Source organism: Pseudomonas sp. FW305-E2 (assembly GCF_058782925.1).
Window position 1 is genome coordinate 133,219 of sequence record NZ_JBYSYE010000006.1, and the last position, 13,842, is coordinate 147,060.

A 13,842-nucleotide genomic window follows, 5' to 3' on the forward strand; every position below is an offset into this window, starting at 1 on the left:
GCCCGCGAAGAAGCCGGCCCTGCTGTCAGTGCAACTCGAAGGTATCGGCATCCAGGTTGGCCGGGAACTTGGCCCGGTACGCCGCCAGTTCCGCCGCGCTCAGTACTGCAGTGAACACCCCGTCCGCCTCCCCGGCACTGAGCAGGCTCTCGCCCTGGAAATCCAGCACCTGGCTGTCACCAGAGTAAGCAAAGCCTTTACCGTCCGTGCCCACCCGGTTCACCGCCGCCACATAGCACAGGTTCTCGATCCCCCGCGCCGGCAGCAGGCGGTTCCAGTGCTGGCGACGCGCGGCCGGCCAGTTGGCGGTGTACAGCAGCAGGTCGGTGTCCTGGGCGTCACGGCTCCACACAGGGAAGCGCAGGTCGTAGCAGATCAGCGGGCGAATCCGCCAGCCCTTGAGCTCGAACTGCACCTGCCGCTCGCCTGGGGTGTAATGTTTGTGCTCACCGGCCATGCGGAAAAGGTGGCGCTTGTCGTAGTGCAGAATCTCGCCGTCCGGCCGCGCCCACAACAGGCGGTTGCGGTGGCTGCCATCGGCGGCCTGGATGATCACACTGCCGGTAATCACCGCGTTGTGCTTCTTGGCCTGTGCCTTCAGCCATTTGTAGGTCGGACCGTTCTCCGGCTCGCACAGGCTTTCCGATTGCATCGAAAAACCGGTGGTAAACATTTCCGGCAGGATCACCAGGTCAACCTCGCCCACCTGCTCCAGCAGCACCTCGAAGTGCGCGTAGTTGGCCTCGCGGTCGTGCCAGGCCAAGGTGGTTTGCACCAGGGCGACTTTCAGGTTCGGCAGTGTACTCAGATCGCGCATAGTCTTTCCGCTGCCTGACGCAGCGTCTCCTCTCGTTTGGCAAAGCACAGGCGTACCAGGCGTTGCTCGGGGATGGGTTGCTGGTAGAACACCGATACCGGAATGGTTGCCACGCCATGTTCGCGGGTAAGCCACAGCGACATGTCGACATCGTTCAGGTCCGGGCGGATTTGCGAATAGTCCACCAACTGGAAATAAGTGCCCGTCGTGCGGGTAAAGTTAAAACGCGAGCCGTCCAGCAAACCGCAAAACAGATCGCGCTTAGCCTGGTAAAAGGCTGGCAACTCATCAATATGCTCGGGGTGCCCGGCCATGAAGTCGGCCAAGGCACACTGCAGCGGCGTCACGCCACAGAAATTGACGTACTGGTGCACTTTGCGCAGCTCGGCGCTCAGGGCAGGCGGCGCGATCACGTAACCGGTCTTCCAGCCGGTAACGTGGTACGTCTTGCCGAAGGAACTGACCACGAAGGCACGCGAGTACAACTGCTCATGGGCCAGCACACTGGCGTGGCGTACACCGTCGTAGACCAGGTGCTCGTACACTTCATCGCTGACCAGGTAGATATCGCGGTCGGCAATAAGTGCGGCCAACTGGTCGAGGTCTTCGCGGGTGATCAACGCGCCGCTGGGGTTGTGTGGCGAGTTGAGGATGACCATGCGCGTGCGCGGGCTCAAAGCATCGCTGAATTTCTGCCAGTCGATACGGAAATCGCCGTCGCTCAACTGCACATGTACACAGCGACCACCGGCCAGCTCCACGGACGGCTCGTAACTGTCGTAGCAGGGGTCAAAGACGATCACTTCGTCACCGGCATGCACCACCGCCTGGATGGCACAGAAAATAGCCTCGGTGGCGCCGGGGGTGATAGTCACTTCCTGATCGGCATCCACCCTGGCCCCATACAGCCGCTCGACCTTGGCCGCTACCTGCTGGCGCAAAGCCGGAAGGCCGGTCATCGGCGAATACTGGTTATGCCCGGCAGCCACGTGCCGGCCCACTGCATCGAGCAGGGCCTGCGGGCCATTGAAGTCAGGAAAGCCCTGGGACAGGTTGAGCGCGCCAGTCTGCACGGCGAGCTGGGACATGGTGGTGAAGATGGTCGTGCCGACATTCGGCAGTTTGCTGCGGATCATGGAGCCCTCTTTCCTGGGGTATATCCGGCACGGGGTGGAGTCCGAGCATAGCGGATCGAGCGGTCAGGAAAAAGGTTGAAACAATAGGGGGATTGCTCTGGATCAAAGGGCATCTGTGGGGGCGGCCTTGCTCGCCCCCACATGGCGCTACTTAGCGTTTGTCGCGACGCTTCTTCTCGGCCTTCTTGTGGTGCGACATCAGGCGGCGTTTCTTGTTGACCTGGCGATCGGTAAGGGTGTTCTTCTTACCCTCGTACGGGTTCTCGCCGCCCTTGTACTCAATACGAATCGGCGTACCGACCAGTTTGAGCACCCGGCGATAGGTGTTTTCCAGGTAACGCGAGTACGACTTGGGAATGCTGTCGGTCTGGTTGCCGTGGATCACGATGAGCGGCGGGTTGGCACCGCCGAGGTGGGCATAGCGCAGCTTGATGCGGCGACCATTGACCATCGGCGGCTGGTGCTCGCTCACGGCATCTTCGAGGATCTGCGTCAGGCGGCTGGTCGGCCAGCGGGTGACCGCGGACTGGAACGCAGCCTGCACCGACTTGTACAAGTTGCCCACGCCCGTGCCATGCAGCGCAGAAATGAAGTGGATGTCGGCAAAATCGACGAAGAACAGCCGACGCTCCAGCTCGGTCTTCACGTAGGCGCGCTCACCCGGCTCCATGCCATCCCACTTGTTCAGGGCAATGACGATGGCGCGACCGGCTTCAAGGGCAAAGCCCAGCAGGTTCAGGTCATGGTCGACCACACCTTCGCGGGCATCCATGACGAAGATGACGACGTTGGCGTCCTTGATTGCCTGCAGCGTCTTCACCACCGAGAACTTCTCGACTTCCTCGTGGATCTTGCCACGCTTGCGCACACCGGCGGTGTCGATGAAGGTGTACTTGTCACCATCACGCTCGAACGGGATGTAGATACTGTCACGGGTAGTACCCGGCTCGTCGTAGACCACCACACGCTCTTCGCCGAGCATGCGGTTGACCAGCGTCGACTTGCCAACGTTCGGGCGGCCGATGATGGCGATCTTGATGCCATCCTTCTCGCTTGGGCCAGGAATGCGCACGGCTTCCTCACCTTCAGCAACGTCCTGTTCGAGGGCTTCGTCTTCGGCATCACGCGGCAGGTGACCGAGCACGGCCTCCATCAAGGCGCTGATACCCCGGCCCTGGGAGCCTGCCACCGGAATGGCGTTGCCCATGCCCATTGGCGAGAATTCGGCGCGGGCAACGTCGGGGTCGATGTTGTCGATCTTGTTGGCAACCAGGATCGCGGCCTTGTTCCGCTTGCGCAGGTGCTCGGCGATCATCTGGTCTGCTGCGGTCATGCCCGCTCGGGCATCAACCAGGAACAGCACGTAGTCGGCTTCTTCGATGGCCATGAGCGACTGCTCGGCCATTTTTTCGTCCATGCCCACTTCGTCACCGGTGATACCACCGGTGTCAATCAGGATGAAGGAACGACCCTGCCAGCTGGCATCACCATACTGGCGGTCACGGGTCAGGCCCGACAGGTCACCGACGATGGCATCGCGGGTCTTGGTCAGGCGGTTGAACATGGTGGATTTGCCGACGTTCGGGCGGCCCACCAGGGCAATTACGGGAACCATCGGCTCTCCACTCTCGAATTCTTGAAAATGCAAAGGCCGCTGCAAGGCAGCGGCCGGAGTTTGGGCGGCGTGTCCTACGCCGCGGCTTGAAGCCCGCCAAGGCTTCAAGCATAGCTTCAGCGGATGGTCAGTGCCTCGAGCTTGCCGCTGTTGCCGAAGACATAGATGGTGTCGCCGACCACAAGTGGGCGGGCGCGCAGGCCATCGCTGTCGATACGCTCACGGCCGACGAAGCGGCCATCCACCTGGCTCAGCAGGTGCAGGTAACCTTCAAAGTCACCCACAGCCACGTAGCTGCTGAACACTTCAGGGGCGGTCAACTGGCGGCGAGCCATGCTGTCGTTGCTCCACAGGGCACTGGAAGAGCGCTCATCCACACCTTCCACGGTACCCGAAGCTTCGCTGACGTAGACGTTACCGAAGCCCTGGGCGACACCCACATAGCTGGAAGCATCGCGCTGCCACAGCTCGCGGCCGCTTTCCAGGTCCAGGCCCGCTACACGGCCCTGGTAGGTGCTGACGTACAGGGTACCACCAGACAGCAGCAAGCCGCCGTCGATATCAACCACACGGTCCAGCTCGGAACGGCCCTTCGGGATGGCCACGCGGCTTTCCCACACCGGCACACCGTTGTTGATGTCAACCGCGACCACTTTGCCGGTGGACAGGCCGGCAACCGCCAGGCGGTTGGTGGCGATCGGCGCACCGGTGCCACGCAGCGTCAGCACGGCCGGGGAGTTTTCGTAGATCCAACGGCGGTCGCCAGTGGCGGCATCCAGGCCGATCAGGCGGTCGTCCTGGGTCTGCACCACCACCACGTCACCGTTGTTGGCAGGTGGGGCCAGCACTTCGCTGGTCACGCGCGAGCGCCAACGCTCCTCACCGGTGCTGGAGTCCAGAGCAATGACCTCACCCTTGAGGGTGCCGAGCATGACCAGGCCATAGCCTACGCCAACTGCACCGGAAACCTGCAGCTCCAGGTCCTTCTTCCACACCACGTCACCCGTGATGCGGTCGAGGGCGAAGACTTCGCCGTTGACGTCGGAAGCGTAGATACGGTCGTTCTCGATGGCCGGTACCAGGGTGTTGTAGGTTTCACCTTGGCCGTCACCGATCGAACGGCTCCACTGCTTCTTCAGCACCACTTCCTCGGTGAACTTGGTCAGCTCGGCCGGGGGCAGTTCCTTCTTGCTGTTGCTGCTGCAACCTGCGGCCAGTACGGCCAGGGTCAGCACTGCTGCATGTTTCCAACCGATCACTTACGCGTCCCCTTTAGCCAGGTCATCCAGCTTCAATTGCAGGCCACCGACCGCCGCGTCATCGGACAGCGCAGCCTTGGCTTTTTCGTAAGCGCTGTGTGCGTCGTCGGCGCGACCCAGCTGCACCAGCAGGTCACCCTTCAACTCTTCACGGCTGGCCAGGAAGGCTTTGTCGGCGTCGCCGTCGAGCAGCTTGAGGGCATCCTCGGCCTTGTTCTGGGCTGCCAGTACGCGCGCCAGACGCTGACGCGAAATCTCGCCCAAGGTAACGTCGGCCGGTTTGTCCAGCACGCTTTTCAGCTCGGCTGCGGCGTCATCGAGCTTGCCGCTGTCGACCGCGACCTTGGCCACGAACAGGCTGCCGTACTGGGCGTAAGCGGTGCCGCCAAACTCGCTCTTGAGCTTGCCGGCCAGTTCCGCGACCTTGGTGGCGTCCGGCTGGCCGGTCGGTGTCAGGCTGGTTTCAATCAGCGCCTGATACAACTGCGAGGCACCTTGCGACTGGTTGGTCTGGTACTTGTGCCAGGTATTCCAGCCCAACACCACCACGCCAGCCAGCAATGCACCGGTCAGCAGCGGCTTGCCGTTGCGGTTCCACCAGTCCTTGACCCCTGCCAGGTCATCATCATCGGTACTCGACACCCCAATACTCCTTTTCGCCTATTCGCTTGTTGAACCGCGTTACGCCTGCGCGATCGCGGTTTCCAGGTGCTCTGCAAGAGCATCCCAGGCAATGTTCTGTTGTTCGCCCTGGCCACGCAGGGGCTTCAAGCCGATCTCTTGCTTGGCCAGCTCGTCGTCGCCGAGGATCAGGGCGAACAGTGCACCGCTCTTGTCGGCCTTCTTGAACTGGCTCTTGAAGCTGCCACCCCCGGCGTTGACAGCCAGGCGCAGGCCCGGCAAGCGGTCGCGCAAGCCTTCGGACAGGCGCAGGCCTGCCAGCTCCGCCTGCTCGCCAAACGCGCACAGGTAAACGTCGATCTGGCGGCTGATGGACTCCGGCACCTTGCCCAAGGTTTCCAACAGCAGGATCAGGCGCTCGATGCCCATGGCGAAACCAACGCCAGTGGTCGGCTTGCCACCCATCTGTTCGACCAGGCCGTCGTAACGGCCACCCGCGCACACCGTGCCTTGGGCGCCGAGCTTGTCGGTTACCCACTCGAACACGGTCTTGCTGTAATAGTCCAGGCCACGTACCAGCTTGGTGTTGATGACGAACGGAATACCGGCTGCGTCCAGGCGGGCCTTGAGGCCTTCGAAGTGCACACGCGACTCTTCGTCCAGGTAGTCTTCCAGCTTCGGCGCCCCGACCAACACCGCCTGGGTGTTCTGGTCTTTGCTGTCGAGGATGCGCAGCGGGTTGCTCTTCAGGCGGCGCTGGCTGTCTTCGTCCAGTTGCTCCAGGCGCGCCGAGAGGAACTCGACCAACGCGTCACGGTAGCGTGCGCGGGCTTCACTGGTGCCCAGGCTGTTGAGCTCCAGCTTGACCGCGTCCTGAATGCCCAGCAGGCCCCACAGGCGCCAGGTCAGCATGATCAGCTCGGCATCGATGTCCGGGCCGTCCAGGTTGAACACTTCCACGCCAATCTGGTGGAACTGACGGTAGCGGCCCTTCTGTGGGCGCTCGTGGCGGAACATCTGGCCGATGTACCACAGCTTCTGCACCTGACCGTTGCCGGTGATGCCGTGCTCGAGCACCGCTCGCACGCAGGCCGCAGTGCCTTCAGGGCGCAGGGTCAGCGAGTCACCGTTGCGGTCCTCGAAGGTGTACATCTCTTTTTCGACGATGTCGGTCACTTCACCGATCGAGCGTTTGAACAGCTCGGTGAACTCGACGATCGGCGTGCGGATCTGGCTGTACCCGTAGGTGTCCAGCAGCCCGGCCACGGTGCCTTCGAAGTAGCGCCACAGCGGCGACTGTTCTGGCAGGATGTCGTTCATGCCACGGATGGCTTGCAGCGATTTGCTCACGAAAAGTCCTTACGAATTCGGTGTGTCAGCCACGGACGATCAGCGCCGCGTCAGCTTCGGCCTTTTCGGCCGCTTTCTGGCGGATGAGCTTTTCCAGCTCATCGACCAGGTTGTCATTGGTCAGTTTCTGCGCAGGCTTGCCGTCGATGTAGATCAGGTTCGGCGTGCCGCCGGTCAAGCCGACATGGGCCTCCTTGGCTTCACCCGGGCCGTTGACCACGCAACCGATCACCGCCACATCCAGCGGCACCAGCAGGTCTTCCAGACGCCCTTCCAGCTCGTTCATGGTCTTGACCACATCGAAGTTCTGCCGCGAGCAGCTCGGGCAGGCAATGAAGTTGATGCCACGCGAACGCAGATGCAGCGACTTGAGGATGTCGTAGCCGACTTTCACTTCTTCGACCGGGTCGGCCGCCAGCGAGATGCGAATGGTATCGCCAATACCCTCGGCCAGCAGCATACCGAGGCCGACGGCGGACTTCACCGTCCCCGAACGCAGGCCACCGGCTTCAGTGATGCCCAGGTGCAGCGGTTGTACGATCTGCTTGGCCAGCAGACGGTAGGCTTCGACAGCCATGAACACGTCCGAGGCCTTGACGCTGACCTTGAAGTCCTGGAAATCCAGGCGGTCGAGATGCTCGACGTGGCGCAGGGCCGACTCGACCAGTGCGGCCGGGGTCGGTTCGCCATACTTCTTCTGCAGGTCTTTTTCCAGCGAACCGGCGTTGACCCCGATACGAATCGGAATGCCCCGGTCGCGGGCGGCATCGACCACAGCGCGCACACGGTCTTCACGGCCGATGTTGCCCGGGTTGATCCGCAGGCAATCAACGCCCAGCTCGGCAACGCGCAGGGCGATCTTGTAGTCGAAATGGATGTCGGCGACCAGCGGCACGCTGACCCGTTGCTTGATCTTGCCAAACGCTTCGGCGGCGTCCATGTCCGGCACCGAGACACGCACGATGTCCACGCCGGCGTCGACCAGACGCTGGATTTGCGCCACGGTGGCAGCGACATCGTTGGTGTCGGTGTTGGTCATGCTCTGCACCGCGATGGGCGCATCACCACCCACCGGCACATTGCCAACCCAGATTTTGCGGGATTCGCGACGTTTGATCGGAGATTCGCCGTGCATGACTTACTGTCCCAACTTCAGGCGAGCAGTCTCGCCACTGGTGAACGGGGCAACATCGACGGCCTGGCCGTTGTAGCTGACCTGGGCGCCCCGGGCAAAGCCCAGGCGTACCGCGAATGGCGGCTTGCCGGTCAGCTCGAGGTTGTCCCCCTTGCGCTTGATGGCGCTGAACAGCACCTTGCCGTTGCCGTCGCTGACCTGGGTCCAGCAATCGGCGGTGAACTGGATGGCGACCTTGGCGCTGCCAGCTGGCACTGCGGCAGGCTCGGTGGCCGCCACGGCCGGTGCAGGTGCAGGTGCAGCAGTGGCCTGTACCGGAGGCGTAACCGGTGCAGGCGAAGCCGCAGGTGCGGGTTGCACCGGGGCTTGCTGTGCTGGAGCAGGCGCTGCGGCAATGGTTGCCTCAGAGCTTACCGGCGCCTGCTCAGCGGCAGCAGGCTGCTCGGCAGCGCCCTGTTCCAGCGCCAGCGGCGAGCTTTCAGCTTGCTGGCCAGCGGAAACGGCCTGGTCTTCAGGCTCATCGAGCGGGTGAATCTGTGTGGTGCCGTCGGCGCTTTCGACCTCGACATGCTCCAGGGCAATCTTGGCCAGGTCCTTGCCCCGCAGGCTGCCCTGGTCCTGCCACCAGAAAAAGCCACCACCGACCACAGCCACCAGCAACAGCAGGCTGACGCCGCGCAGGATGTTGTGCGACAGACGCACAGGCTCTTCGATACGGCCCAGCGAATGCACGTCGCTGCCTTTGGCGTGGGTACCGGTGTAACGGTCGAAGGCGTCTACCAGGGCGGCCTGGTCGAGGTCCATCAGCTTGGCGTAGGCACGAATGTAGCCACGAGCGAAAGTATGCCCGGGCAGCTTGTCGAAGGCGCCGGTTTCCACGTGGTTCAACGAACTGACAGTGAGGTTGAGCTTGCGGGCCACCTCGGCTTGAGACCAGTCCCGTTTCTCACGGGCCAGGCGCAAAAGCTCACCGGGGTTCTGGCCAGGCGCTACTGCTACTTCGGGGTGCGCGGCGTTCATCGTTGCTCCGACAGGTATTGCTGGTATTCCGGCGTACCGGGATAAAGTCGTTGTAATTGCTGGCCCAATTCGGCCAGTGCGCCCTGCTCGTCGAACACCCTGGCAAGGCGGCTGCCCAGCAGCAGGCTACGGGCGTCGTGGTCGCTCAACTGGCTGAAACGATCGTAGTAGTCCCGGGCCGGCACATAATGCCTGTTTTCGTAGGACAACTCAGCCATTTCCAGCAACGCTTTTGGTTGCCGCGGGTTGAGTTGTAACGCTTTCAACAAATACGCGTGCGCCTGATCGCGGCGTTCGAGCTTCAGGGCGGTCAGGCCCAGATTTTCGTACACGCGTGAGCGCTCAGGATACAGGGTATCGGCACTGGCCTGGCGAAACATCTGCTTGGCTTCGGCAAATCGCCCCTGAGCATAAAGGAAACTGCCGTAATTGTTGCGAATTCGCGTGTCACCGCGGCTTATCAGCAAGGCCTTGCGAAAGTGTGCTTCGGCCAGCGCCGGCTCGCCTTCGGCTTGAAACACTACTGCCAGGGCGGCGTGCGCATCGACATCCTGGTCATTCAGCGCCAGAGCCTTTCCCAGCGGCGCCTTGGCCTGTTCGGTCAAACCTTGTTGCAAATAACCCAAGCCAAGCTGCACATAAGCCCGCCCCGCCTCCACCCTGCCCTGGCGGCTGGCCAAGGGGTCGCTCGCGCCGCCCGACACGCAGCCGGCCAGCAGCGAAAGCGCAAGGATCGACAGCGCGGCGCGCAGGCTCATGGGCAAGGTACCTGTCAGTGGCTGGCGGCGCTGTCTGGCAGTTCGACGTCCGCAGAAAGCTGGCGAACAGCGATGTAGCGCTCACTGCGGCGAGTACGGTCATTGACCTGGCCCACCAGCTGGCCACAGGCAGCGTCGATGTCGTCGCCGCGCGTGGTACGGGTGGTGACGTTGAAGCCACCGTGGTGCAGCAGGTCCTGGAAGCGACGAATAGCGTTGTTGCTCGGTCGCTCGTAGCCCGAATGCGGGAACGGGTTGAACGGGATCAGGTTGATCTTGCAGGGTACATCGCGCAACAGTTCGATCATCTGCGCGGCATGCTCGGGCTGGTCGTTGACGTCCTTGAGCAGGGTGTACTCGACGGTGAGCACGCGCTTGCCACCCAGGGTGGACATGTAGCCCATGCACGATTCCAGCAGCACTTTCAGCGGGTACTTCTTGTTGATCGGTACCAGCTTGTTGCGCAGTTCGTCGTTCGGCGCATGCAGCGACAGGGCCAGCGACACGTCGATGTGCTTGGCCAGCTCGTCGATCATCGGCACCACGCCCGAGGTGGACAAGGTGACACGGCGCTTGGAAATGCCATAGCCAAGGTCATCCATCATGATTTTCATGGCGGCAATGACGTTGTCGAAGTTCAGCAAGGGCTCGCCCATGCCCATCATGACCACGTTGGTAATCGCGCGGTCGACTTTGGCAGGAACGGTCCCGAAGGATTTGTTGGCAAGCCACACCTGGCCGATCACTTCGGCGGCAGTGAGGTTGCTGTTGAAGCCTTGCTTGCCGGTGGAGCAGAAGCTGCAGTCCAGGGCACAGCCGGCTTGCGACGATACGCACAGGGTGCCGCGGTCGTCGGTTGGAATATAGACGGTCTCGACGCAGCTGCCGGAGGCAACGCGGATCACCCATTTACGGGTGCCGTCGGCGGAAATGTCTTCACTGACCACTTCCGGTGGGCGTATTTCGGCAACGGCCTCGAGCTTTTCGCGCAAGACCTTGCCTACGTTGGTCATGGCCGCAAAGTCGGACACGCCAAAATGGTGAATCCATTTCATCACCTGGCCGGCACGGAAGCGCTTCTCCCCGATAGAGTCGAAGAATTGTTCCATTTCCGGCTGGGTCAGACCCAACAGGTTGATTTTGCCAGTAGATGTCGTCATGGATTCACCCTCACCCGTAAGCTTTCGCTTAGCGAGTGGTTACCTCGGTAGCAGCGAAGAAGTAAGCGATTTCGCGAGCAGCAGCAGCTTCGGAGTCCGAACCGTGAACGGCGTTGGCGTCGATCGACTCGGCGAAGTCAGCGCGGATGGTGCCGGCAGCAGCTTCTTTAGGGTTGGTAGCACCCATCAGCTCACGGTTCTTGGCAATGGCGTTCTCGCCTTCCAGAACCTGGACAACGACCGGACCGGAAGTCATGAAGGCAACCAGGTCACCGAAGAAGCCGCGCTCGCTGTGCTCAGCGTAGAAGCCTTCGGCTTCGGCTTTGGACAGTTGCTTCATTTTCGAGGCAACGATTTTCAGGCCGGCTTCTTCGAAGCGAGTGGTGATCTTGCCGATGACGTTTTTGGCAACAGCGTCAGGCTTGATGATGGAGAAAGTACGTTGAACAGCCATGGAAAACTCCAGAATATGAGTGTTACGAAAAATTAAACCCGCGAATTATACGCGGGTTCCGGGGGATTGCCTAACCTGCAAGTGACGCTTAGTCGGCTTCGTCGATCCAGGCGGCCTGGATTGCCTCGAGCACTTTCTCACCACCGCGTGACGGATCGTCGCTGAACTCAGGCAACGCCAGCACCCAGCGGTGCAGGTCCACGAAATTCACATAACGAGGATCGACCTCAGGCTTGCTTTCTGCAAGCTGGATTGCGATCTCAAGTACATCAACCCATTTCAGACTCATGTACAGGCCCTCAGTGCGGTGCTTCGGCGGCATGGTTGAGCGAATACTTGGGGATCTCGATGGTCAGGTCTTCGTCAGCGACGAAAACCTGGCAACCAAGGCGCGATTGCGCTTCCAGGCCCCAGGCTTTGTCCAGCATGTCCTCTTCCAGCTCGTCAGCCTCTTCGAGCGAATCGAAGCCCTTGCGCACGATGCAGTGGCAAGTGGTACAGGCCTTGACGCCGCCGCAGGCACTTTCCATCTCGATGTGGTGGTCGTGGGCCAACTCCAGGATGTTGGTCCCAGGCTCCACCTCCACGGTCAGCCCCTCGGGGCAGAACTTCTCATGCGGCAGGAATGTCACCAGCGGCATCGATTACTCCTCGATCTCATTCAGGTTGCGCCCGGCCAGTGCGGCTTTGACCGTCGAATCAAGGCGACGGGCGGCAAATGCATCGGTCACCTGCGACAGACGCTTGGTCTGTTGCTCGATGGCTGCGCCATCGGTGCCGGCCAGCAAATCACGTAGTTCTTGCATCTGGAATTCGATGGCGTCGCGCTCGTCACTGCTGAGCAGGCGCTCGCCGTCGGCGTCCAGGGCGCCCTGTACCGCCTCGAGCAGCCGCTCGCCATCTACCTGATGCTCACGCAACTGGCGGGCGTGCTTGTCGGAACCGGCGTGCTCGAAGGAGTCCTTGAGCATGCGGGCGATTTCGCCGTCGGTCAGGCCGTAGGACGGCTTGACCTGAATGCTGGCTTCAACGCCCGAACCCAGCTCGCGGGCAGCGACGCTGAGCAGGCCATCGGCGTCCACCTGGAAGGTGACGCGGATTTTCGCAGCACCGGCAACCATGGCCGGAATGCCGCGCAACTCGAAGCGGGCCAGCGAACGGCAGTCACTGATCAGCTCGCGCTCGCCCTGCAGGACGTGGATCATCATGGCCGACTGGCCGTCTTTGTACGTGGTGAATTCCTGAGCACGCGCCACCGGAATGGTGGTGTTACGCGGGATCACTTTCTCCATCAGCCCGCCCATGGTCTCAAGACCAAGCGACAGCGGGATGACATCGAGCAGCAGCAGCTCGCCACCTTCGCGGCGGTTGCCGGCCAAGGTGTCAGCCTGGATGGCGGCACCGATGGCCACCACCTGGTCTGGGTCGATCGAGGTCAGCGGGGTGCGCCCGAACAGTGCACCGACGGCCTCACGCACACGCGGCACGCGGGTAGAACCACCGACCATGACTACGGCGCTGACCTCTTCCAGCTCAACACCACTGTCGCGCACCGCACGGCGGCAAGCCTTCAGGCTGCGGGCAACCAATGGTTCGATCATGGCTTCGAAGGCGCTGCGGGTCAGCTCACCGTGCCAGGCACCGTGGCTGACGTTGACCACGTCAGCGTCGGTCAGGGCCTCCTTGGCGGCGCAAGCGGTTTGCAGCAGCGCGCGCTGGGTAGCCGGGTCGAGGTCAGACGACAAACCCGCCTGTTCGATGATCCAGCCGGCAATAGTGTGGTCGAAGTCATCCCCCCCAAGGGCGGTATCACCACCGGTGGCCAGCACTTCAAATACGCCAGCGGTCAGGCGCAGGATGGAAATATCGAAAGTACCGCCGCCCAGATCATAGATGGCCACCACGCCTTCGGCGTTCTGGTCCAGGCCGTAGGCTACGGCGGCCGCAGTCGGCTCGTTGAGCAGGCGCAGCACGCTCAGGCCGGCCAGACGCGCAGCATCTTTGGTAGCCTGACGCTGGGCGTCATCGAAATAGGCCGGCACGGTGATCACCGCGCCTACCAGCTCGCCACCCAAGGTAGCTTCGGCACGTTCGCGCAACACCTTCAGGATGTCGGCAGACACTTCCACCGGGCTTTTCGGCCCCTGCACGGTGTCGATGAACGGCATGTGCGACTCACCACCCACAAAGCGGTATGGCAGTTGCTCGCCCAGCTGCTTGACGTCGGCCAAGCCGCGCCCCATCAGGCGCTTGACCGACAGCACGGTGTTCAGGGGGTCACTGGAGGCAGCATCACGCGCGGCCTGCCCCACTTCGTTGCGCCCTTCGAGGTAGCGCACCGCGGACGGCAGAATGACGTTACCCTGCGCATCGGGCAGGGGCTCGCTACGACCGCTGCGCAGTGCAGCGACCATTGAGTTGGTGGTGCCCAGGTCGATCCCCACCGCCAGGCGGCGCTGGTGCGGCTGAGGGCTTTGACCGGGTTCGGCAATCTGCAGTAGGGCCATGCTTATCTGA

At 62.1% G+C, this 13,842-nt stretch carries 14 protein-coding genes; all 14 read right to left on the reverse strand.

What is annotated here, in order from left to right; all coding sequences use genetic code 11:
* Positions 1–25: 25 nt before the first annotated feature.
* Positions 26–817: an amidohydrolase gene (locus AC3WLP_RS08320; protein ID WP_012051253.1), complete on the reverse strand. Its 792-nt coding sequence runs from the start codon at positions 815–817 to the stop codon at positions 26–28.
* Entirely contained in the window at positions 805–1,953 is a 1,149-nt protein-coding gene (locus AC3WLP_RS08325) for a pyridoxal phosphate-dependent aminotransferase (RefSeq protein ID WP_003248511.1), read from the reverse strand. The genes AC3WLP_RS08320 and AC3WLP_RS08325 overlap by 13 nt, the downstream gene beginning before the upstream one ends.
* 151 nt (positions 1,954–2,104) lie before the next feature.
* The gene (gene der, locus AC3WLP_RS08330; RefSeq protein WP_003248512.1) at positions 2,105–3,568 is read right to left on the reverse strand and encodes a ribosome biogenesis GTPase Der; all 1,464 of its coding nucleotides are present in this window, start codon (positions 3,566–3,568) and stop codon (positions 2,105–2,107) included.
* 116 nt (positions 3,569–3,684) lie between these two features.
* Positions 3,685–4,827 (reverse strand): outer membrane protein assembly factor BamB, encoded by a 1,143-nt coding sequence (gene bamB / locus AC3WLP_RS08335; RefSeq protein ID WP_003248513.1) that lies wholly within the window; start codon positions 4,825–4,827, stop codon positions 3,685–3,687.
* Complete coding sequence (locus AC3WLP_RS08340) at positions 4,828–5,469, reverse strand: tetratricopeptide repeat protein (protein WP_003248514.1); 642 nt, start codon at positions 5,467–5,469, stop codon at positions 4,828–4,830.
* A gap of 39 nt (positions 5,470–5,508) precedes the next feature.
* Positions 5,509–6,798 carry a histidine--tRNA ligase gene (hisS, locus tag AC3WLP_RS08345; protein WP_003248516.1) on the reverse strand — a complete coding sequence of 430 codons (1,290 nt, stop codon included), beginning with the start codon at positions 6,796–6,798 and terminating at the stop codon, positions 5,509–5,511.
* 25 nt (positions 6,799–6,823) lie between these two features.
* Complete coding sequence (ispG, locus tag AC3WLP_RS08350; protein ID WP_003248517.1) at positions 6,824–7,933, reverse strand: flavodoxin-dependent (E)-4-hydroxy-3-methylbut-2-enyl-diphosphate synthase; 1,110 nt, start codon at positions 7,931–7,933, stop codon at positions 6,824–6,826.
* 3 nt (positions 7,934–7,936) lie between these two features.
* The gene (locus AC3WLP_RS08355) at positions 7,937–8,953 is read right to left on the reverse strand and encodes a RodZ domain-containing protein (RefSeq protein ID WP_088512990.1); all 1,017 of its coding nucleotides are present in this window, start codon (positions 8,951–8,953) and stop codon (positions 7,937–7,939) included.
* Entirely contained in the window at positions 8,950–9,711 is a 762-nt protein-coding gene (pilW, locus tag AC3WLP_RS08360) for a type IV pilus biogenesis/stability protein PilW (RefSeq protein WP_012051251.1), read from the reverse strand. The genes AC3WLP_RS08355 and pilW overlap by 4 nt, the downstream gene beginning before the upstream one ends.
* 14 nt (positions 9,712–9,725) lie before the next feature.
* Entirely contained in the window at positions 9,726–10,871 is a 1,146-nt protein-coding gene (gene rlmN / locus AC3WLP_RS08365; protein WP_010952067.1) for a dual-specificity RNA methyltransferase RlmN, read from the reverse strand.
* Between the two features lie 28 nt (positions 10,872–10,899).
* Entirely contained in the window at positions 10,900–11,325 is a 426-nt protein-coding gene (ndk, locus tag AC3WLP_RS08370; protein WP_003248526.1) for a nucleoside-diphosphate kinase, read from the reverse strand.
* Positions 11,326–11,413: 88 nt separating this feature from the next.
* Positions 11,414–11,614, reverse strand: a complete 201-nt coding sequence (iscX, locus tag AC3WLP_RS08375) for a Fe-S cluster assembly protein IscX (protein ID WP_003248529.1) — start codon at positions 11,612–11,614, stop codon at positions 11,414–11,416.
* 10 nt (positions 11,615–11,624) lie between these two features.
* Positions 11,625–11,966, reverse strand: a complete 342-nt coding sequence (gene fdx, locus AC3WLP_RS08380; protein ID WP_012051250.1) for an ISC system 2Fe-2S type ferredoxin — start codon at positions 11,964–11,966, stop codon at positions 11,625–11,627.
* 3 nt (positions 11,967–11,969) lie between these two features.
* On the reverse strand, positions 11,970–13,832 hold the full coding sequence (hscA, locus tag AC3WLP_RS08385; RefSeq protein ID WP_012051249.1) for a Fe-S protein assembly chaperone HscA: 1,863 nt from the start codon (positions 13,830–13,832) through the stop codon (positions 11,970–11,972).
* Between the last annotated feature and the right edge of the window lie 10 nt (positions 13,833–13,842).

Excerpts from the sequence above, each read along its gene's own strand:
- pilW (WP_012051251.1), bottom strand. The coding sequence starts at position 9,711 with ATGAGCCTGCGCGCCGCGCTGTCGATCCTTGCGCTTTCGCTGCTGGCC.
- iscX (WP_003248529.1), bottom strand. The coding sequence starts at position 11,614 with ATGAGTCTGAAATGGGTTGATGTACTTGAGATCGCAATCCAGCTTGCA.
- rlmN (WP_010952067.1), bottom strand. The coding sequence starts at position 10,871 with ATGACGACATCTACTGGCAAAATCAACCTGTTGGGTCTGACCCAGCCG.
- ispG (WP_003248517.1), bottom strand. The coding sequence starts at position 7,933 with ATGCACGGCGAATCTCCGATCAAACGTCGCGAATCCCGCAAAATCTGG.
- ndk (WP_003248526.1), bottom strand. The coding sequence starts at position 11,325 with ATGGCTGTTCAACGTACTTTCTCCATCATCAAGCCTGACGCTGTTGCC.
- hscA (WP_012051249.1), bottom strand. The coding sequence starts at position 13,832 with ATGGCCCTACTGCAGATTGCCGAACCCGGTCAAAGCCCTCAGCCGCAC.
- AC3WLP_RS08325 (WP_003248511.1), bottom strand. The coding sequence starts at position 1,953 with ATGATCCGCAGCAAACTGCCGAATGTCGGCACGACCATCTTCACCACC.
- AC3WLP_RS08355 (WP_088512990.1), bottom strand. The coding sequence starts at position 8,953 with ATGAACGCCGCGCACCCCGAAGTAGCAGTAGCGCCTGGCCAGAACCCC.
- AC3WLP_RS08320 (WP_012051253.1), bottom strand. The coding sequence starts at position 817 with ATGCGCGATCTGAGTACACTGCCGAACCTGAAAGTCGCCCTGGTGCAA.
- fdx (WP_012051250.1), bottom strand. The coding sequence starts at position 11,966 with ATGCCGCTGGTGACATTCCTGCCGCATGAGAAGTTCTGCCCCGAGGGG.
- der (WP_003248512.1), bottom strand. The coding sequence starts at position 3,568 with ATGGTTCCCGTAATTGCCCTGGTGGGCCGCCCGAACGTCGGCAAATCC.